Below are 20,638 nucleotides of genomic sequence, written 5' to 3'. Positions count from 1 at the left end.
ATCTAACTGCTTAACCTTCGATGGGGGACGAAAGCTAAAGCCACTTTTCTTGCCTGAACCGCTAATGATCTTTTGAGGCAAACCACTTACTCATTTACTCAAATTCTCACTGTAAAATTGACAAGAGAAGTGACTGTTATTATCTAACTGCTTAACCTTCGCTGGGGGACGAAAGCTAAAGCCACTTTTCTTGCCTGAACCGCTATTGAAATTTTAAGACAAACCACTTACTCATTTGCTCAAATTCTCACTGTAAAATTGACAAGAAGAGTGACTGTTATTATCTAACTGCTTAACCTTCGATGGGGGACGAAAGCTAAAGCCACTTTTCTTGCCTGAACCGCTAATGATCTTTTGAGGCAAACCACTTACTCATTTACTCAAATTCTCACTTTAAAATTGACAAGAAGAGTGACTGTTATTATCTAACGGCTTAACCTTCGATGGGGGCGAAAGCTAAAGCCTCTATTCTTGCCGGAACTGCTAATGAACCAATATTTTTATTGTGTTCACTTATTTATATTCATTACTGGCTTCGAACTAATTACTATTGATTGCAACCAGTTGCTGGTTTAGTTGAGACAGCTTACGTTGTAAGTTCGCTATTTCAGCAGTGATGGCACTTTTGTTCATAGTGGCGCTTTTGTTCATAGTAGCGCTAAGTCTCTGGTCTTTCTTTCTCACCCATTGATAAATGGTTTTAGCAGACACGCTGTACTGTTTTGCAACATCCGAAATTAACCGGTTTTGCTGTTGAACTTCCATGATCACTTGCTGTTTAAGCTCGGTTGTATAAGTTCTGTTTATTGCTGTCATAACACTACCTACTACTTAACTTGATGCTGTTACTATTCGTATTCAATTTATTACTTAAGCCGATAACTCTATGACTTGATATTGTTATCCACATCCCAACAGCTAAAACCAAGATGATGAAAAAAGTTCCATTGGTATTGGCATTGCTCAAAGATGACTTTTAGATGCTCCATGTTTTTCTCCTTTATCATATTTTGTGTCTTCACTGTTGCTCCAAATGGGTCTTTTGGGGGGGAATTGGTCAAATATCAAACTACCCCTAAGGTGGTATATATCTATATGGAATACTTGTGCCAATTTTGTGATAAATATTTTTTTATTTAAAAACAGTGGCTTAACTTTTTAAAGTGATAACTCTAAAATCTAAGGTCGCCCCTCATTGGTGCAAAATGTCTGATCTGGTGCAAAGTTGCGTGTAATTGGTAAAGAATAATAACCAGTGTTGTCAGCAAGGATTTTACCTTAAGTTTGTGTCAGAAATTTGATCGTCTAGCTAAGAAGGTAAATTAGCAATATAGGCGGGAACAGTGGTTTTAGCTTTCAGTGATAAATTATATAAAAGTTACAAAGATGACTGCTTTAAGTGCTTATACATCATGGGTATAGCTAAGTAGGTTTGTATGGATTAATGTCTGAAGTTGTTATGTGGAATCTGCGTTTGAGAGTTTGAACTTTAAGATAGCCAATATGTATAGAGTACAAGGCTCGAAAACTGCAGGGGTTTGGCTGTTTATGTTATCCATTAGCTTAAGATAGATATTCTAGCCTCGTATGATGAGGCTAGCGATGGCGGGATGTTTTACTTACCGTTTATATTAAGTAACTGATTACATGAGGAATATTGTTGCAAGCCCTAAGAATGCAAATAAGCCAATCACATCAGTGACGGTTGTCAGTACCATGCCACCAGCAAGTGCTGGATCGATGTTGAGTTTTTTAAGTATCAACGGGATACTTGCACCAGCTAAGCCTGCGACAGTCATATTGATTAGCATGGCCCCGCCAATTAAGCCGCCTAATGCCATGTCATCTTTCCAGAGCCATACCGCAAAAAATACCAGTACAGACCACATGATCCCGTTAAGGAAACCAATGGCTAACTCTTTACCGATAAGCCAACGGGAGTTACTTTGACCAATATGCCCTAGTGCAATACCACGTATAACCAACGCTAATGTTTGGTTACCCGCAACACCGCCCATACTTGGCACAATGGTCATTAAAATAGCAATGGTGGCAAACTGCTCTAAGGTGCCTTCAAACATGTTACTTACTGATGCAGCAAGTAACGCAGCAAATAAGTTAATTGTGAGCCATAGAGAGCGTCTGAAGGTACTTTTCATGACGGGGCCGAAGGTGTCTTCGTCATCATCCATACCAGCCATCCCCATCATGGAGTGTTCGGCGTCTTCACGAATAACATCGACCACGTCATCAATGGTGATACGACCTAACAGCTTTTGCTCTTCATCTACGACAGGGGCTGAAATCCAGTCATGGCGTTCGAATAATTGCGCGACTTCATTATCAGGCATTGCCACAGGGATACTTTCAAGCTCAGGATCCATAATGGTTCGGATCGTTTCGCTCGGATTACAAGTGAGCAAGTCGGCTAAGCGAACTCCGCCCAATACATGATCGTTTCGATCAACGACATACAAGGTATCTGTCGTATCGGGTAAATTCCCGCGCTGGCGAAGGTAGCGTAATACTACATCAATATTAACGTCTGGTCTGAGGGTGACGGTATCGGTGTTCATGATACTGCCAGCGGTGTCGTCAGGGTATAACAATGCTTGCTCTACACGGTGACGATCTTGGCTGCTCATTGATTGCAGTACTTTTTTATATACTGCGTCAGGAAGGCTTCTTAAGATATAGGCTAAGTCATCGGTATCCATGCCAGAGGTAGCTTGCGCAACTTTTTCGGGTGTCATACCGCTGATGAGCGAATCTTTAAGTTCTTCACCAAGATCTTCTAAAATATCACCCGCTTGCTCCTGGTCAATGAGTTGCCATAGAACTTGACGAGTTTTAGGTGGAGAAGATTCAAGAATGAGGGCGACATCTGATGCTGCCATATCATGGAGCATGTTTCTAACATGGACAAACATACCGCTGCCCAAAGCTTGAGTCAGCTGATTTAGGCGCTGTTCGGTAAGCTCGCTGTCGATTACTTCGATACTCATTCGCCACTCCTCAAAAATTCGATTGCCAATATTAACTTAACAGGGTGGAAAGGGAGAAGCAGTTTCTAAGCGTCGTCAAGTTACTGCATAAAAATTAAGCGCTTTATTGATTTTTGTTGGACTTTAAACAGTATAGTGAACAAAACAAACTTGAAGGGAATTAACTGGAGAAAGGGTGGGAATAATTATAAATAGAGAGTTTGTATACCGTTGGGGTTGACTGAGGCAATTGAGATTACAACGGGTTTGATATCAACACTGGTGATTAATGTCGAGATTAGCTTTCTTCATCAAACTTGTCATTGATCAATTTACATACCGCATCTAAAGCGAGTTGAGCATCAGCGCCTTGTGCTTTGACGGTGATGACTTTACCTATGCCACTTTCTAGCATTAATAAGCCTAATACACTGGCAGCGCTAGCCTGCTTTTCACCTTGAATGAGGGTTATGCTTGCTTCAAACTCAGTGGCTAGTATGGCCAGTTTAGTGGCAGCTCTTGCATGGAGTCCAAGTTTGTTACTGATGGTGATATCTTTCGAGATACTCAATTCAGTTGTCACAGTTTGAGTTCTCTATGGCGGGCACTGACTTGATGCTTAGTATTAGAAAAGCGTTTTGTTAGTTGATCGGCAATATAAACTGAGCGGTGCTGACCACCAGTACAACCAATCGCGATCGTTAGGTAGCTACGGTTGTTACGCTCAAGGTGTGGCATCCAAGTTTCGAACAAGTTTTCAATTTGCCAAATGAATTTATTCACCAAAGGCTGTCTACCTAAGAATTCCTGCACGGGTAAATCGAGACCTGTTAGAGGTCGTAACTCAGTTTCCCAATGAGGATTTGGTAAAAAGCGTACATCAAACATAAAGTCAGCTTCAGTAGGCATACCATGTTTGAAACCAAAAGATTCAAAGTGGATCACTAATTCTTTATCAATGCTGCCCATTAAGATTTGTCTGACTTGATCGCTTAAGTCATAAATCGTTAGCTGCGAAGTATCAATGTAGTGATCGACCATTTTAGCGATAGGCTCGAGTAAACGGCCTTCTAATTGAATCGCTTCTTGCAGTGAAATTTGGTTTTTTGACAGAGGGTGTAAACGGCGGGTTTCACTGTAGCGCTTTAACAGCACTTGATCATTAGAATTTAAAAATAGACTAATGATGGTCGTATCGTCAGAAAGCAAGGCTATCTGCTCTTCTAGCACTTTGCCTTGCTCTTCAATATTACGAACGTCGACGCTAATCGCGACAAGGTCGTTATTGCCTTTGAGCTGTTCAAGTAAACTACCAATAAGTGGTAAAGGTAGGTTATCAACACAGTAATAACCTAAATCTTCTAATACCCTTAGTGCTACTGATTTACCTGAGCCTGATCGTCCTGATACGATGACAAGTTTCATGCAGTTATAACCTGATAAAGTTCTGTAGCGTCATGACTCTTTCGAAGTCGCTTAAGGATTAATTTATCGCTCAGTTTTTCAGCCATACTCGACAGCGTACTTAAATGCTGTTGGCATTGGTCAGAAGGAACTAACAGCGCAAATAATATATCCACGGGTTTCTTGTCGATAGCATCAAACTCAATGCCTTCTTCACACTTGATCAAAATTGCTATCGGTTCTTCGATATCAGTTAATCGACCATGCGGAATCGCAATGCCATTTCCTATACCTGTACTACCCATTTTTTCACGTGCTATTAAACTTTCAAAAATAGCCTGTGAAGATAGGGTTGGGTACTGGGCAGCCATTAAATTGCTGATAAGTTCCAGTACTTTTTTCTTACTGCCCGGCGTGGCGCAGGTAGTGCACGCCGGCTGCAGAATGGTGCGAAGTTCCATCGTTAGTGTTTAATTAACTTCTCTTTGTGTTTAATTACCTGACGATCTAATTTGTCGATCAGGGCGTCAATTGCAACATACATATCAGCGTTCTGTGATACCGCAAAAACTTCACCTCCTTTGAGGTGTAATTTTGCCTCTGCAATTTGTTGCAGCTTTTGAACATTGAGCACAACGTGAACATTATTGATCTGTTCGAAGTGTCGTTCAAGCTTTGAAAACTTAGTTTGTACATACTCACGTAAAGATTGAGTAATTTCCACATGGTGCCCAGTCAGGTTAATTTGCATATATCATCCTCCAATAACAAAGGCTTATAGGCTTTTGCGTTGGTTTGAGGGAGGGATGAGCATTGCTTCACGATATTTGGCGATCGTACGCCGAGCAACATTGATCCCTTGTTCCGCCAATAGCGTCGCCATTTTACTATCGCTAAGTGGCTTTTGCTGGTTTTCTGCGGCAACAAGCTTTTTAATAAATGCGCGAATTGCAGTAGAAGAACACTCTCCGCCATCATCAGTACTCACATGGCTTGAAAAGAAATATTTTAGTTCAAAAAGTCCCCTAGGGGTGTGCATGTATTTTTGTGTGGTAACACGAGAAATGGTTGATTCATGCATTTCAACGGCTTCAGCAATATCATTAAGTACCATTGGCTTCATTGCTTCTTCGCCAAACTCAAAAAAGCCTTGTTGAAATTGCACAATGCAATTAGCCACTTTTAATAAGGTTTCATTGCGGCTTTCAATACTTTTGATAAACCATTTCGCTTCTTGCAAATGACCACGGATAAATTGGCTGTCTGATTGGTTTGCTGAGCCTTTTGCCATTGCTGCATATTGCTGATTCACACCAATTTTTGGCATGTTATCTGGATTTAACTCAACGACCCAACGGCCACTCTTTTTAAACACTGTCACATCTGGAATGACATATTCATCTTTAATAGGAGTGATCTGTAACCCTGGACGTGGGTTAAGCGTTTGAATAAATTGAATCGCTTCGCGTAAATCATCTTCTTTAAGCTTGGTTTTACGCATTAATAATCTAAAGTCGCGGCCTGCAATTAAGTCTAGGTGTTCTGCAATCAGTAGCTTAACGTTATCGATACAAGGTATTTCACTAGGGTATTGGCCCAGCTGAATCATCAGGCATTCGCTTAAATCTCTTGCTGCAACGCCTACAGGATCAAAATGCTGAACTCGTTTGAGTACGGCTTCAACTTCATCGAGTTCAATATCTTCTAAGCCTAAAGCTTGCAATATGTCTTCAGTTGTTTGGGTTAAGTAACCACGTTCATCAACGGCATCGATAATCGCCGTAGCAATTACCAGATCGTTTTCAGAAAAAGGGGTGAGATTTTTTTGCCACTCTAAATGCTCATATAAGCCTTCTGTGGTTTCACCTTGAAAAGGCATATCGTCATCACGAGCCACTGCGCCAGAACCTGAACTTGGGGATGCTGTGTAAACTTCATCCCATGTGGTATCCATTGGTAATTCGTCAGGCATGGATTCTTTGGTCAACGATTCAGTGGTGTCTACGGTTGAGGTGTCTTTTTCAACAGTCACTTGGCTGTTATCACTAAAATCAGTATCGGTTTGCTGGGCGTTTTCTTTTACTGGTTCTTTTGCTTTAGCAAACTCATCTTCGAGCTCAAGGAGTGGATTTGAGTCAAGTGCTTGTTGAATTTCTTGCTGTAGCTCCAATGAGGAAAGTTGCAATAAGCGAATGGCTTGTTGCAACTGTGGGGTCATAGTCAGGTGTTGACCCATTTTAAGTTGGAGTGAGGCTTTCATTTACCGCTTATCCCTAATTGAGTTTCATCATCGCGACTAACAATTGTGTGGGTCTAGCACCTTTTTAAACTGCTTCTAGGCTTAAGCTGAACCTTGGCTTAAGTTCAGTCTAGAACATTGCACTAAAAAGTGGGACTGATACTGGTCGCGACATGCCATATTGTGCACTAAAGAATGCTAACTATAGCTTGAATTGCTCACCTAAGTATACTGACCTGACTTGCTGATTGTCTAAGATTTCAGCAGGCGTGCCTTCTGCAATTAAATCACCGTGGCTAACAATATACGCGCGCTCACATACATCAAGCGTTTCACGAACATTATGGTCGGTAATGAGTACTCCAAGTCCACGATTTTTTAATTGTTGAATAATTTTCTTGATATCTATCACAGAGATAGGGTCGACACCAGCAAAAGGCTCATCTAGCAGAATGAACTTAGGATTTGCCGCTAATGCGCGTGCGATTTCAACACGTCGACGTTCACCACCCGATAATGCCATACCTTGGCTATCGCGAATGTGAGTAATATTAAACTCTTCTAATAAGTGCTCTAACTCTTCGATGCGCTGCTCAGTCGTTAAACTCTTGCGGGTTTGTAACACCGCCATAATATTATCGTGTACGGTTAACTTGCGAAAAATACTGGCTTCTTGTGGTAAATAGCCAATACCTTTGCGTGCTCGCAGGTGCATTGGATCTGCCGTGAGGTCGTCTGAATCAATTAATATGCGGCCTTTATCACTTTTAACTAAGCCAACGACCATATAAAAGGTGGTGGTTTTGCCTGCACCATTTGGCCCTAATAGCCCAACAATTTGACCTGTTTTAACGGTAAGACTGACATTTTTGACCACTTGGCGACTTTTGTAGCTTTTAGCCAAGTTTTCAGCTGTTAAGGTAATTTGGGTCATTATTGAGTTTGCTCTAGCGCTGGTGTTTCAGGTAATGCATCTGAAGCTGGTTGCTCATCAATTGATGCAGGTTTAGCTATTGCAGGTGTTTCAGATTCAGTTGCTGCTGCCGAATCTAAACCATTTTCAGTGTTTTCGATAACGGCATCAGATTGATTTTCAATTAACTTCTCAACTGTTTCTTCAGGTGCTTGCTCTGTGACTTCTTCTGTTGAAACAGGCTCAGATGAGGCGCTATCTGGTTGCTCTGAAGTGTCTTTCGATTCATTTAAATCAGGGTAGTTTTCAGGCTGGAAAATTGTGATGACTCGGTCTTTTCCGTCGCCAGTACTTTCAGCGATCAATTGCTGTTTTTCAATATTATAACTGATGAGGTTACCGGTAACTTGGCTACCTGCTTGATCAAGTTTAGCGTTACCTTTTAAGGTTAAAATACTGCTGGCTAGCTCATATCTGATTTCATTGGCACTGGCTGTACCAATACGACCATCATCTAACTCTTGCGAGAATGTAGCCGGATTACCAGTGGCAACCATGGTTTTTTGACCGCCAGACTCTTCACTAAATGCGCGTAATTCATCTGCATTTATGTTAATCGTGCCTTGGGTGACGTTAACAGGGCCAAAGAAAATAACTTGGTTATTTTTAATGTCTGCTTTTTGGCTCACAGCTGCGACTTTTAGCTCTTGTTGTAGATCGCCTTCTTTAGCGTTAACGCCAGTCATTCCAATTAGGCTTATTCCAACTAGGCTCAACTTTACAAAATGTTGTAGTGAGACAGTAAGGTTATTACTTTGCTTCATACGTTCCTTCTACTTGACTTAAAAGCTCTAATTCTTCGGCATTTAAATCAGCGTAAAGGCCTAAGCCTTGTATATTAAAATCTTGACCTGTGACATATATTTGTCGATCAGACGTCATGATCATAGTGTTCAAATCGAGAGCCAACATAGTGGTTGTCAAAGATTGTACTGGTTCATTGATGTTTATTGCATCAATAATAACATTATTTTGTAGCACTACTTTGCCAGTTTCTTTATTAAGCTTGCCTAAATCAGCAGTTAATTGCCACTCAGCTTCACCATTTTCTGGATAGACAAGATAAACAGGTTCAGTGAACAAGGTTTCATTTGTTTGCTGAAAATGTTCCATGTGTTTTGCTGATACACGACTTTGGACTAAGCCTTGCTCGTTAAATTCAGTACTACGTAAGTCATTAGCTATAAACTCAGGACGAGCAGGATCAGGCAGCTTTGATGCTTCCATCTGGCTGCGCTTGACTTGGACTTGCCAATATAAAATCAGTGCAGCGCCAAAGAAGGCTAAAATGGCCAATGTGGTGCGGCTCATATACTCATTCCATGGGCCGATTCAAATTTGTCTTGGCTAACCAATAGCAGATCAGTTAATTCGCGTAGTGCTCCATTGCCGCCATTTATACTAGTAATCATTTGGCAGTGACGTTTTACAAAAGGGTGACCGTCTGCAACACAAACCGCAAGACCCACTTCTTTCATGACGGGTAAGTCGACCATGTCATCACCGATATAGGCGACTTCATCAGGTTTGACATTATAAATGCTCAGCAAGTCTTTAAACGGGGTAAGTTTATCATCCACGCCTTGATAGATATGGCTGACGCCTAGAGCTGTCATTCTATTTTCTACAATGGCAGATTTACGGCCTGTGATCACAGCGACTTGAATACCGCTGGTTAAAATTGAGCGGACGCCATAACCATCTCGAGTATGAAATGCTTTGAGTTCTTCACCTGCATTACTTAAGTAGATGCGGCCATCGGAAAAAACGCCGTCAACATCGCAGATAAGCAGTTTGATTTTTTTAGCGCGCTGCCAAATGTCATCACTGACAGGGCCATATAAGCCTTGATGAACTTGTGTTTCAGACATATTAAATGACTCCTGCTTTAACCATATCGAGCATGTTTAGTGCGCCAACAGGTTGTTGATTGTTATCAACCACGATTAAGCCGTTAATGCTTTTTTCATCCATAATTTGCAAAGCTTGTGCAGCTAAAATATCGGCACTGATGGTAATACAGTTTGGTGTCATGACATCGGCAATGGCTGTGGTACGTAAATTCTTTTCTGCATCAATCACGCGGCGTAAATCCCCGTCAGTAAATATACCCACAAGTTGACCGCCATCATCAGTCACAGCAGTCATGCCTAAACCTTTATTTGAAATTTCATATAAGGACTCAGTGATGCAGACACTGCTGTTAACTATAGGTACATCAGCACCTTGATGCATAACATCTGACACTTTTAACAGTAATTTGCGGCCTAAAGAGCCACCTGGGTGAGATAAAGCGAAATCATCACGGGTAAAGCCTCTTGCTTGAAGCAAAGCGACAGCTAGTGCATCGCCCATGACCAATGTTGCTGTTGTGCTTGAAGTGGGTGCGAGTCCTAACGGACAAGCCTCTTCAGGTACTTCAATACAAAGATGCAATTTCGATAAGCGCGCCATATTCGAGTCAGGTTTCCCTGTAACCGCGATAACCGGTACGCCCATTCTTTGAATTACTGGTAGCAAAGTGAGAATTTCGCTTGATTCACCAGAATTTGAAATTGCTAAGACGATATCATTTTTAGCCAAAGCCCCTAAATCGCCATGGCTTGCTTCACCTGGGTGAACAAAAAACGCTGGTGTGCCTGTACTGGCGAGAGTGGCTGAAATCTTGTTACCAATATGGCCCGATTTTCCCATACCCATAACAATGACTTTGCCTTTACATTGCAAAATAAGTTCACAAGCTTGGCCAAACTCATCGGAATCAACATATTGATAGAGGTTATCTAATGCCGTTTTCTCGATATCAATGACCTGACGGCCCCATTGGCGCAATTGTTTCTGATCTATCATAGGTCTCTCGCTCTGTTCTAACACTAATTAAACATTAGCATTAGTGAGATAAAAGTCTTTATGCCCCGTTATTGAGATTGAAATAAGACAATCTGGTACGCAATAAAGACGACTAATAAAATGACGCCATGCCAGCGAGTTAGCTGCTTTTTGGCGCCACTGGATAAAACGAGTACTGCTAATGCGGTACTGGTACCCAGCACCATATAAAAATCTCGGCTACTTGCTTGCGCATCAATCTCACCTGGAGCGATGAGCCCAGGAATAGCCAATACTGCTAAAATATTAAATAAGTTCGATCCGACAATGTTACCAATGGCGAGATCGTCTTCTTTCTTCAACACCCCAGCAATACATGCAGCAAGCTCAGGTAAGCTGGTACCCACTGCAATAATGGTCAATCCGATGACTAAGTCGGAAAGCCCAAATGTCTTGGCAATGCCTACAGCACCAGTCACCATCCAATCGGCAGAAAGCGGCAGTAGGATCATGCCCACAATGATCCAGATAATAGCATGTAATGTGGGTACATTTTTAGGGATCTCTGCATCAGATTCGTCAGATAACGGATCTATTTGCTTATTTCTCATGGCTTGCCAAATGAAATAGCCCATTAATCCAAAAAATGCGACTAATAAAACACCGCCTTCAAAACGAGTTAGCATGCCGTCATGGATGAGGTAACCGGCTAAAACAGTCGCTGCTAGCATTAGCGGTATTTCTCTTTTGAGTGTTTGAGAACTCACTGAAATAGCACCAAGTAGGGCGGTAATACCAAGAATTAAGGTGATGTTAGCAACGTTTGAGCCCAGCACATTACCTACGGCTGTATTGCTCATGCCTTCCATTGATGCAGTGGCTGCGACAAACATTTCGGGTGCTGAACTTCCCATTGCAACAATGGTTAAACCAATCAGCATTGGCGGCAGTCCAAGGTTACGAGCGAAAGCGGCTGCGCCATATACGAAGCGATCTGCGCTCCAAACTAATACGCCTAGGCCAGCGATTAGCATCAAGATATTAAAAAGCATGTTTGTCCAAAAAAAGTGTTGATAGCTATATTTGTGCAGAATTTTAACAAAAATATGAGCAGATGCGATAATTGTTGTGGATTGTAACTCATGGTGATTGATTTGTTGTAGGTTCTTACACAATTTCGTACAATTCAGATCTACATCTTGCGGGCCAGGAAGGCTATTATTTCCTCTATGTCAGATTCAAGTTCATTACAAAATACATCCCCTTTGGTTGAAATTCGTCATATGAAATTCAATCGTGGTTCACGTGTCATCTTTGATGATATTTGTTTGAACATTCCTAAGGGAAAAGTTACCGCAATTATGGGCCCCAGCGGCATCGGTAAAACGACGCTCCTTAAATTAATTGGTGGTCAATTAACCCCAGACAGCGGTGAAGTATTATTCAGTGGTGAAAATATTCACCAACTCAAACGTCAGCAATTATTTGAGCTGCGTAAACGCATGAGCATGCTATTTCAAAGTGGTGCCTTATTCACCGACATGAATGTATTTGATAATGTGGCTTTTGCATTACGTGAGCATTCTGGTTTACCTGAAAGCATTATTCGTAAAGTGGTGATGATGAAGTTGCAAGCGGTGGGTTTACGAGGCGCAGCTCAGATGAACCCTAATGAGTTATCGGGCGGTATGCAAAGGCGAGCAGCGTTAGCGAGAGCGATTGCCTTAGAGCCTGAAATGATCCTTTATGATGAGCCATTTGCTGGGCAAGATCCTATTTCAATGGGGATGCTGGTGAAATTAATCGGTGAGCTATCCAGTACCTTAAAACTCACTTCTGTCGTTGTTTCCCACGATGTTGACGCTGTTCTGAGCATTGCTGATTACGTGTACGTGATTGCTGAAAAGAAAGTGATTGCCTCAGGGACTCCCGACGAGCTTAGAGCATCAAATAACCCTCAAATTGAACAGTTTATTAATGGCCGACCAGACGGGCCTGTGCCTTTTCATTTCCCCGCTGAAGATTACCAACAGGAGATGCTAAATGGGCGTAGTTAGTCGTGTGGCGGACTTAGGCCGAGTTGCATTGGATGTTTTAGCAGGGCTAGGCCGTGCAGGCTTAATGCTTTGGGGCGCGATTATCAATGTGCCTAATATCAGTAAAGGTTTGCCATTAGTGGTTAAGCAAATTTATGTGCTTGGTGTGCGCTCAATGGTGATAATCATCGTATCAGGCTTATTTATTGGTATGGTTTTGGCGCTTCAAGGTTACACCGTTTTAGCTGATTTTGGCACTGTTGAAAGTTTAGGCCCGATGGTTGCGCTGAGTTTGCTGCGTGAACTTGGCCCTGTCGTGACGGCATTGTTATTTGCAGGACGTGCAGGTTCAGCATTAACCGCAGAAATAGGCTTAATGAAATCCACTGAGCAATTATCTAGCTTAGAGATGATGGCTATCGATCCATTAAGGCAAGTGATTGCGCCGCGTTTTTGGGCAGGGGTGATAAGTGTACCTTTATTAACAATGATGTTCTGCCTCGTTGGTATTTTAGGTGGTCATCTTGTTGGGGTTGAATGGAAAGGCATCGATAGCGGGTCTTTTTGGTCAATACTGCAAGCATCTATTGAATGGCGCCAAGATATTGTGAATTGTTTGATTAAAAGTGCTCTATTTGGCGTGGTAGTAACTTGGATTGCTTTGTACCGCGGGTATGAGGTCACGCCAAACCCAGAAGGGATAAGTAAGGCAACCACTTCGACAGTGGTGCAAGCAAGTTTAGCGGTACTCGCACTCGACTTTTTGCTTACAGCAATCATGTTTGGTCAGTAACAAATTTCGCATTCATTAATTAAGTGGTTGAAGCATATGTTGACAAGGAAAGTAGAATTATTCGTTGGGCTCTTTTTACTAACAGGGTTGTTGGCATTTTGTGTATTGGTGTTTAACGTTGCCAATGTGGAACTAAAGTCGAGTAAAGAGACCTATACTTTAAGAGCTGAGTTTAACAATATCGGCGGTTTAAAGGTGCGTTCACCTGTGAAGGTTGGCGGTGTTGTCGTTGGCCGAGTCTCGAAAATTACACTGGATAATAAGAAGCTGGTGCCCGTAGTTACCTTAACCATGGATAAAGAGTTTAATCAGTTCCCTGAAACGAGTAGCTTATCAATTTTAACGTCAGGGTTATTAGGTGAGCAATTTTTAGGGCTGACCCCAGGCTTTATGGACGATGACATAGAGATGTTAGCAGATGGGGATAGAGTGCATGACACTCGCTCTGCATTGATTTTAGAGGATTTAATTGGGCAGTTATTATATAGCGTTTCTTCAAAGGACAATTAGGAGAGAAGTATGAGCCAAGTCTTTAAACGTATTTTGCAAACTATGGTGTTGTTAGTTGGCAGTGCTGTGAGTCTCACAATGTCAGCGAGTGAAGTGACAAGTGAAGTAATAGATACTCATGATCCTTTTAAGTTAGTCCAGCAAGTATCGAATAAAACCTTTGATCGCTTTAATACTGATAAAGCGTTAATTGATGCAGATTTAAGTCATTTAAAGGTGATTGTGCGTGAAGAATTAATGCCATATGTCGATTACAAATATGCTGCTTATAAAGTCATGGGGCAGTATTTACGCGACACGACACCAGAACAACGTGAGCGTTTTGTCGAAGCGTTTGAAGGTTACTTGGTGGCGACTTACGCTCAAGCCTTTACCGAGTATACAGGTCAAAAAGTACAGTTTTCCCCTGCGAGTGATTTTGCCGATGAGAAATTCGTCGATGTAAATGTGCAAATTATTGAAGATGGCCGCCCACCGATTAAAGTGATGTTTAAAGCAAGACGCCTAAAAGATGATAGTTGGAAGGCATTTGATTTAGTCGCTGAAGGGGTGAGTCTACTTGCGTCAAAACAGTCTGAAATTTCAAACTTAATTCGCCAGAAAGGCGTGGATTCGGTGATTGAAATGCTAAAAGATCGCACCCAACAAGAAATCAATTACAAACAGGATAAGGAAAATGCTGCGTGATTGAGTTTTTACAACAAGGTGACACTTGTGAAATTAAAGGGCAATTAAGGCAAACAGAGGTCATTGATTTATGGCCAAAACGACAACAGTTGTTTACTGATAGCACGCAAGTGTTAGACTTGTCTGCTTTAGAGTATGCCGACAGCGCAGGCGTCGCATTTTTACTTGAGCTGATATGCTTAGGTAATTGCAGTAAAAGCACTACTCAGCCAAGAACATTGGCAAATCCGAGTACACATCTAAAAAAACTCATTGAGTTATATGATTTAGAATCCTTTTTTCTAGAAAACTAGCATTGAATTTAAGGTAGCAAATTCCATGGATTGCAAAGTAATCGAACAAATTTTATCAGACGCACTCACTGTAGATGAAGTTCATGTCACGTCTGACGGTAGTCATTTTAAGGTCGTTGCCGTAGGCGAATGCTTTGATGGCATGAGTAAAGTAAAGCAACAACAGACGATTTACGCACCATTGAATGAATTCATAGCCAGTGGTGAGTTGCATGCGCTGACCATCAAAACTTTTACGCCGACACAGTGGAAGCGTGAAAAACTATTTAATATGTAATTTCAGAGAGTCAGTGTGGATAAACTAACAATTCAAGCCAGTCAGCCGCTTTCTGGAAATGTGACCATTTCTGGGGCGAAAAATGCCGCTTTGCCGATTTTGTTCGCAAGTGTGCTAGCAGAGACTGACTTTATCGTTTCTAACGTACCGAGTCTTCGAGACGTCAATACAACGTGTAAGTTATTGCGTTGTTTAGGCGCAGAAGTGAAAGAGTTAGGCGACAGCAAGTACTGTATTTCAACTCAAAACTTAAATGAGTTTTGTGCTCCTTACGATCTCGTTAAAACCATGCGAGCGTCTATTTTAATCTTAGGCCCATTACTCGCAAGGTTTGGTACTGCAGATGTATCATTACCTGGTGGTTGTGCCATTGGTGCCCGCCCTGTAAACCTTCACTTGCAAGGCTTAGAGCAAATGGGCGCTAAGATTGAAGTGAAAGAAGGTTACATCAAAGCGCGTGTTGATGGCCGTCTTAAGGGCGCGCATATCTTTATGGATATGGTCAGTGTAGGCGCGACTGAAAACTTACTTATGGCCGCCACACTTGCAGATGGTGAAACAATCATCGAAAACGCTGCGCGTGAACCTGAAATTAATGATTTAGCCCATTGCTTAATTAGCATGGGGGCCAAAATATCTGGTGTAGGCACTGCAACACTAAAAATTGAAGGTGTTGAACGCTTGTCTGGCTGTGACCATCGAGTGATGCCAGATCGAATCGAAACCGGTTCGTTTTTGGTTGCAGCAGCAGTAACGCGCGGAAGTATTCGTTGTGTTGATGCTGACCCTTCATCACTTGAAGCTGTACTTGCCAAACTTGAAGATGCAGGTGCGAAAATTACCACAGGTGATGATTGGATCGAGCTTGATATGCAGGGTAAACGTCCTGTCGCTGTTAATATTAAAACAGCGCCATATCCTGCATTTCCAACCGATATGCAAGCTCAGTTTTGTGTACTTAATGCATTAGCTGAAGGCACCAGTCATGTGACTGAAACGATTTTTGAAAATCGTTTTATGCATGTACCTGAGCTAAGTCGTATGGGCGCCGAGATGGAACTTGAAGGTAATACTTGCATCATTAAAGGTATAGAGCGCATGAATGGTGCTCAAGTGATGGCGACGGATTTACGTGCATCAGCAAGTTTAGTGATTGCGGGCTTAATGGCTGATGGTGTCACAACTGTCGATCGGATTTATCATTTAGATCGCGGCTATGAACATATCGAAGATAAGTTTGCAGGCTTAGGCGGCAAAGTGGTTCGCGTTAGCTAAGCTAATATCTGTATTGATAACTAAAGCCGCTTTTTGAGCGGCTTTTTTATGTCTTAATATTTAGTCATCATGAATTTGGAGTGATTAAAAAGCCTGCATGAGCAGGCTTTATTTGAGGATAAACCAGTTTAAATTAACTATCAGTAGGGAGCTTCTCTCCAATAACAACGGGTAGTTCTAGTGGTTTTCCTTCACGAATAATAGTGATATTCACTTGATTACCTGGTGTGGTTTCAGCAATTCTATCCATTAACATTTCAACGCCTGGTACGCTTTCTTCTTCGTATTGAATAATCACATCACGAGGACGCAGCGTTGCTTTTGATGCTGGGCCATTTGGATCAACACCTGTGACTAATACGCCTTTAAGGTCGGGTAAGTTGAGAATTTGCGCCATTACAGGACTCAAAGGTTCGCCTGAAATACCTAGTGCACCACGGATCACGCGGCCGTTAGTAATCAATTTCCCCATAATGCTATGGGCAAGCTTTATAGGAATAGCAAAGTTAATCCCGTGACCACCACCTTCAGCGCCAATTTGGAAAGCAGCAGTATTAATACCAATAAGCTCACCACCAGTATCAATTAACGCGCCGCCAGAGTTACCGGCATTAATTGCTGCATCAGTTTGTAAAAAGTCGAGGTAACCAGAGCTTAAGCCATTGCGACCTGTGGCACTGATGATGCCTTGTGTGATGGTTTGACCTAAATTATATGGATTACCAATGGCTAAAACCACATCACCCACTTGTGCGGGGTTATTAAGATTAATAGGCACAATAGGCACATTGTCGCCATCAATTTCAATTTTAAGGACCGCTAAATCAGTGATTTGATCTGAACCCACAACTTCAGACGTAAACTTACGACCATCTTGCAGGGCGATAACAATCTCATCGGCTTTTTTGATCACGTGGTAGTTAGTTAAAATGTAGCCTTCTTTGCTCATGATCACTCCGGAGCCAAGGCCTTGGAGTGAGCTTGAGTTCAGTGGACTATTTTGATCTAAACTTAAGCTGTATATGTTTACAACTGCTGGAGCGGCTCTACGTACAGCGCTAGCAAATGACAATTCATTATGATGTTGAGTCGTCGTTAAGCCGTTATTGAAGCTATTGTTGTTAGTAATGGAATTAACAAATAAGAATACAGCAGCCATGACCAAACCAAATACCACAGCCTTGCTTAAGTAAAGAATAGTGTCTTTGAAGTTCATTGGTCGACTACATATAGGAAAGATGAGCAAATATTATCATGACTAAAAAAATTAAGCATCGTAGCGACAAACTACAATGCTTAATTTATGTTTGATAATAAGATTTAATTTAAGGCTTTATCTCAGTACTAAGTACATTAATTTGTTATCGCGGAGCACCTTTAACGCAACAGCACCTTGTGGATTCTTTAGCTCTTCTTTTAACGCGTTCAGGTTTTTGACCTTACTGCGATTTAAGCCGACAATTAAGTCACCTTCTTGAAGGCCATTTCGTGCTGCTGGAGAGCCCTGTGCAATACTCGTAATTTCGATACCTTTACGGCTATTACTCAGTTCTGCCCCTTCTAACATTGGGTGGAGGGCATCATCGGCAGAACCTGAACTCGAGGTTGATTCACCTAGAACTACGTTCGCGGTTTCTTCATCGCCATCACGAATAATGCCAATTTCAACTTTTGCACCAGCGCCCATTGTGGCTACTTTGGCTCTAAGCTCTTGGAAATTTTTAATCTTTTTACCATTAACGCTAACAATAATGTCGCCAGCTTCTATGCCTGCTTTATCAGCGGCGCTATCAGGCATGACTTCACTGATAAACCCGCCATGTTGGGTTTCAAGGCCAAACGCTTTTGCTAGCTCGTTATCTAAATCGCGCCCCGTGACACCAAGTACGCCACGCTTCACTTCACCGTGCTCAATAATTTGATTAATGAGGTTGTTCACCATATTGGCGGGAATTGCAAAACCAATCCCGACGTTACCGCCACTTGGTGCAACGATTGCTGTATTGATACCGATAAGCTCACCATTTAAATTAACGAGTGCGCCGCCAGAATTACCGCTGTTAATCGCGGCGTCGGTTTGAATAAAGTTCTCAAGCATTTCAATGCCAAGGCCACTACGCCCTAGAGCACTAACAATCCCTGAAGTTACGGTTTGTCCAAGGCCAAATGGGTTACCAATAGCCACAGCAAAGTCACCCACTCGAATATCATCTGAGTTAGTCTGTTTAATTGCCGTTAGGTTTTTTGCTTCAATTTGCAGTAGCGCAATATCAGATTCAGGATCAGCGCCTATTAATTTAGCATCAATTTCTCGTCCATCATGTAGGCCAATTTTGATTTCATCTGCGCCGTTAATGACGTGATTATTGGTGACGATATAGCCTTCTTTGGCATCAATAATAACCCCTGAACCTAAGCCTCTGAATGGTCGCTCTTGGACTTGTTCTTGCGGCGCATTAGGGCCAAAGAAATACTTAAATACATCTGGGATTTGTTGTTTCGATGTTTGGGTACCACTTACCGCAACCGATACAACAGCAGGTGTTGTTCTTTCAAGCATGGGCGCTAGGCTTGGTAATGCTTGACCATCAACAGCTTGGGGAATTGCCGCTTGTGATAAGGCCGGCATTAAAGATAGCGAGGCTGATAAAATTGCTGCTGAGAGTAAAGTTAATTTTGGCTTCATTAATTATTGCTCCTTGAAAAATTAAATCATGGCTCGGTAAAAGTTTACAGTTATCGCCTTTGATCAAATTTAATCTGATAATCGTACATGGTATATATAACCTCGGAGTCTACGCTGTTTCAATAAGTTCAGCCTATATTAACAAAGGTTAATTTTTTGTAGTTATAAACGTTACCTCAATTGTAGCTGCATGCTATGATTGTTTCGAATTTTCAGCAGTATAAGAGAGTCGTACTTGTGTCGCAGTTAAGCCCTTGGCAGCATTACCAGCAAGATTTAACCCGTGATGGTTTTTCTCACGATATAGCACAGGAGCAAGCGGTAAAATCGCTACAACGGGTTTATGAAGAAGTCATTGCTGCCGATGTCCAACCTTCAGGTATTGGCAAGTTGTTTAGTGCGATAGGATTGAAAAAATCCGACTCATCGATTCAAGGGCTGTATTTATGGGGTGGAGTAGGGCGCGGTAAAACCTACTTGATGGATACCTTTTATGATGCACTGCCTACAGATAAAAAATTGCGTGCACATTTCCATCGTTTTATGCACCAGTTGCATCATGACCTCGGTGAAATGGAAGGGGTACAAGATCCGCTCATTAGCATTGCTAAGAAAATGGCGCAGCAATATAAGATAATCTGCTTTGATGAATTTTTTGTCTCAGACATTACCGACGCGATGTTACTGGGCACCTTATTCCAATATCTCTTCAAAGAAGGTGTTGCCTTAGTGGCGACCTCTAATATCATTCCTGACGACTTATATAAGAACGGTTTACAACGCGCACGGTTCTTACCTGCAATTAAACTGATTAATGAACATTGTGAAATATTAAATGTCGATTCGGGAATTGATTACCGTTTACGTACTCTTGAACAAGCAGAGATTTATCATTTCCCATTAGATCAGCAAGCAGATACCAATTTAATCACTTACTTTGGTCAACTCGCCCCAGAATCAGAAGTGCTTACAGGTTCTATTGAAATTGAAGGCCGTGAGATTGCTATTCGCCAACAATCTCAAGGTGTCTTATTAGCTAACTTTAGAGACTTATGTGATGGTCCTCGTTCGCAACGTGACTATATGGAAGTGGCGAGGCTGTATCACACTGTTTTAGTGAGTGGCCTCGAGCAAATGGGGTCTTCAACCACAGGTGACGATATCGCGAGGCGCTTTTTGGCCATGGTCGATGAATTTTACGAACGTAATGTAAAACTGATTATTTCTGCAGAAGTCTCATTAGAAGATATCTATACCGATGGCTTATTAAGCTTTGAGTTTAGGCGCTGCCGTTCAAGACTGATTGAAATGCAGTCTCATGACTATTTAACTTTAGAGCATCTTCCTTAAATAGGGCATATATCAAATTGCTGTTTAGGTTTACTTATATAGGTAACTTATTCGCTAGCTATATTTGAGTTGATAGGGTTGAGTGTTTATTGAACAACTCATGTCGATGGGATAGTGAATATTCAGCATAAAATCCAGAAATCACCTTCATAGGTGATTTTTTTATAATTATGAAAAAATTAGATGATTTTTAACTCAAGTTTGTCTATAATCCGCCACCTGCCCTCGTTACTCCACCGAATTTGGGTGGAAGATTTAAACCAATTTCAGCTCGAAGGGGCTTTGAAATGGTCATTGTGTTG

22 protein-coding genes and 1 pseudogene are annotated in these 20,638 nt (G+C 41.8%); 8 read left to right on the top strand and 15 right to left on the bottom strand.

Annotated elements, in window-relative coordinates; all coding sequences use genetic code 11:
• Window positions 1–540: 540 nt before the first annotated feature.
• From L2737_RS10420 to L2737_RS10360, 13 genes and pseudogenes are all read right to left on the bottom strand, one after another.
• Window positions 541–816, bottom strand: a complete 276-nt coding sequence (locus tag L2737_RS10420) for a transposase (RefSeq protein WP_102528034.1) — start codon at window positions 814–816, stop codon at window positions 541–543.
• Window positions 817–1,643: 827 nt separating this feature from the next.
• Complete coding sequence (gene mgtE / locus L2737_RS10415; RefSeq protein ID WP_102528033.1) at window positions 1,644–3,005, bottom strand: magnesium transporter; 1,362 nt, start codon at window positions 3,003–3,005, stop codon at window positions 1,644–1,646.
• A 277-nt stretch (window positions 3,006–3,282) separates the two neighbouring features.
• Window positions 3,283–3,555 carry an HPr family phosphocarrier protein gene (locus tag L2737_RS10410; RefSeq protein WP_102528050.1) on the bottom strand — a complete coding sequence of 91 codons (273 nt, stop codon included), beginning with the start codon at window positions 3,553–3,555 and terminating at the stop codon, window positions 3,283–3,285.
• 8 nt (window positions 3,556–3,563) lie between these two features.
• Window positions 3,564–4,409, bottom strand: coding sequence for an RNase adapter RapZ (gene rapZ / locus L2737_RS10405; protein WP_248955659.1), 846 nt, complete (start codon window positions 4,407–4,409; stop codon window positions 3,564–3,566).
• Window positions 4,406–4,849 carry a PTS IIA-like nitrogen regulatory protein PtsN gene (gene ptsN / locus L2737_RS10400; RefSeq protein ID WP_153915576.1) on the bottom strand — a complete coding sequence of 148 codons (444 nt, stop codon included), beginning with the start codon at window positions 4,847–4,849 and terminating at the stop codon, window positions 4,406–4,408. Before ptsN ends, rapZ begins: the two co-directional genes overlap by 4 nt.
• Before the next feature lie 2 nt (window positions 4,850–4,851).
• Window positions 4,852–5,139 (bottom strand): ribosome hibernation promoting factor, encoded by a 288-nt coding sequence (gene hpf, locus L2737_RS10395; protein ID WP_102528030.1) that lies wholly within the window; start codon window positions 5,137–5,139, stop codon window positions 4,852–4,854.
• 24 nt (window positions 5,140–5,163) lie between these two features.
• Entirely contained in the window at window positions 5,164–6,648 is a 1,485-nt protein-coding gene (locus L2737_RS10390) for an RNA polymerase factor sigma-54 (protein ID WP_248955658.1), read from the bottom strand.
• 181 nt (window positions 6,649–6,829) lie between these two features.
• Window positions 6,830–7,561, bottom strand: a complete 732-nt coding sequence (gene lptB, locus L2737_RS10385; protein WP_102528028.1) for an LPS export ABC transporter ATP-binding protein — start codon at window positions 7,559–7,561, stop codon at window positions 6,830–6,832.
• Between the two features lie 272 nt (window positions 7,562–7,833).
• Window positions 7,834–8,286, bottom strand: a pseudogene (lptA, locus tag L2737_RS10380) (lipopolysaccharide transport periplasmic protein LptA); the annotation flags it as partial.
• A gap of 64 nt (window positions 8,287–8,350) precedes the next feature.
• Window positions 8,351–8,911 (bottom strand): LPS export ABC transporter periplasmic protein LptC, encoded by a 561-nt coding sequence (gene lptC / locus L2737_RS10375; protein ID WP_102528026.1) that lies wholly within the window; start codon window positions 8,909–8,911, stop codon window positions 8,351–8,353.
• On the bottom strand, window positions 8,908–9,471 hold the full coding sequence (gene kdsC, locus L2737_RS10370; RefSeq protein WP_102528025.1) for a 3-deoxy-manno-octulosonate-8-phosphatase KdsC: 564 nt from the start codon (window positions 9,469–9,471) through the stop codon (window positions 8,908–8,910). Before kdsC ends, lptC begins: the two co-directional genes overlap by 4 nt.
• Before the next feature lies 1 nt (window position 9,472).
• The gene (locus L2737_RS10365; protein ID WP_102528024.1) at window positions 9,473–10,450 is read right to left on the bottom strand and encodes a KpsF/GutQ family sugar-phosphate isomerase; all 978 of its coding nucleotides are present in this window, start codon (window positions 10,448–10,450) and stop codon (window positions 9,473–9,475) included.
• 68 nt (window positions 10,451–10,518) lie between these two features.
• Window positions 10,519–11,481, bottom strand: a complete 963-nt coding sequence (locus L2737_RS10360) for a calcium/sodium antiporter (RefSeq protein WP_102528023.1) — start codon at window positions 11,479–11,481, stop codon at window positions 10,519–10,521.
• A 177-nt stretch (window positions 11,482–11,658) separates the two neighbouring features.
• Here L2737_RS10360 and mlaF point away from each other — a divergent pair, with 177 nt between their 5' ends.
• From mlaF to murA, 7 genes are all read left to right on the top strand, one after another.
• Window positions 11,659–12,486, top strand: coding sequence for a phospholipid ABC transporter ATP-binding protein MlaF (gene mlaF, locus L2737_RS10355; protein WP_229371080.1), 828 nt, complete (start codon window positions 11,659–11,661; stop codon window positions 12,484–12,486).
• Window positions 12,473–13,258, top strand: a complete 786-nt coding sequence (mlaE, locus tag L2737_RS10350) for a lipid asymmetry maintenance ABC transporter permease subunit MlaE (RefSeq protein ID WP_102528021.1) — start codon at window positions 12,473–12,475, stop codon at window positions 13,256–13,258. Before mlaF ends, mlaE begins: the two co-directional genes overlap by 14 nt.
• Before the next feature lie 36 nt (window positions 13,259–13,294).
• Window positions 13,295–13,768, top strand: a complete 474-nt coding sequence (gene mlaD, locus L2737_RS10345; RefSeq protein ID WP_102528020.1) for an outer membrane lipid asymmetry maintenance protein MlaD — start codon at window positions 13,295–13,297, stop codon at window positions 13,766–13,768.
• 78 nt (window positions 13,769–13,846) lie between these two features.
• The gene (locus L2737_RS10340) at window positions 13,847–14,455 is read left to right on the top strand and encodes an MlaC/ttg2D family ABC transporter substrate-binding protein (RefSeq protein WP_371996515.1); all 609 of its coding nucleotides are present in this window, start codon (window positions 13,847–13,849) and stop codon (window positions 14,453–14,455) included.
• Window positions 14,452–14,748, top strand: a complete 297-nt coding sequence (locus L2737_RS10335) for an STAS domain-containing protein (RefSeq protein WP_248955657.1) — start codon at window positions 14,452–14,454, stop codon at window positions 14,746–14,748. Before L2737_RS10340 ends, L2737_RS10335 begins: the two co-directional genes overlap by 4 nt.
• Window positions 14,749–14,773: 25 nt before the next feature.
• The gene (locus L2737_RS10330; protein WP_102528017.1) at window positions 14,774–15,025 is read left to right on the top strand and encodes a BolA family protein; all 252 of its coding nucleotides are present in this window, start codon (window positions 14,774–14,776) and stop codon (window positions 15,023–15,025) included.
• A 15-nt stretch (window positions 15,026–15,040) separates the two neighbouring features.
• Entirely contained in the window at window positions 15,041–16,300 is a 1,260-nt protein-coding gene (gene murA / locus L2737_RS10325; protein WP_248955656.1) for a UDP-N-acetylglucosamine 1-carboxyvinyltransferase, read from the top strand.
• Between the two features lie 133 nt (window positions 16,301–16,433).
• Here murA and degS read toward each other — a convergent pair whose 3' ends face one another.
• Both degS and L2737_RS10315 read right to left on the bottom strand, forming a co-directional pair.
• The gene (gene degS, locus L2737_RS10320) at window positions 16,434–17,516 is read right to left on the bottom strand and encodes an outer membrane-stress sensor serine endopeptidase DegS (RefSeq protein WP_102528015.1); all 1,083 of its coding nucleotides are present in this window, start codon (window positions 17,514–17,516) and stop codon (window positions 16,434–16,436) included.
• A gap of 117 nt (window positions 17,517–17,633) precedes the next feature.
• A complete protein-coding gene (locus tag L2737_RS10315; RefSeq protein ID WP_248955655.1) occupies window positions 17,634–18,986 on the bottom strand; it encodes a DegQ family serine endoprotease in 1,353 nt (450 codons plus the stop codon).
• 237 nt (window positions 18,987–19,223) lie between these two features.
• Between L2737_RS10315 and zapE the strand changes: the two genes are divergently transcribed.
• Window positions 19,224–20,336: a cell division protein ZapE gene (gene zapE / locus L2737_RS10310; protein ID WP_102528013.1), complete on the top strand. Its 1,113-nt coding sequence runs from the start codon at window positions 19,224–19,226 to the stop codon at window positions 20,334–20,336.
• The last annotated feature ends 302 nt before the right edge of the window (window positions 20,337–20,638 follow it).

The organism is Shewanella electrodiphila, assembly GCF_023283985.1.
GTDB lineage: Bacteria > Pseudomonadota > Gammaproteobacteria > Enterobacterales > Shewanellaceae > Shewanella > Shewanella electrodiphila.
The sequence above is the reverse complement of the archived record's forward strand: the minus strand, read 5'-3'. Positions and strand labels throughout refer to the sequence as shown.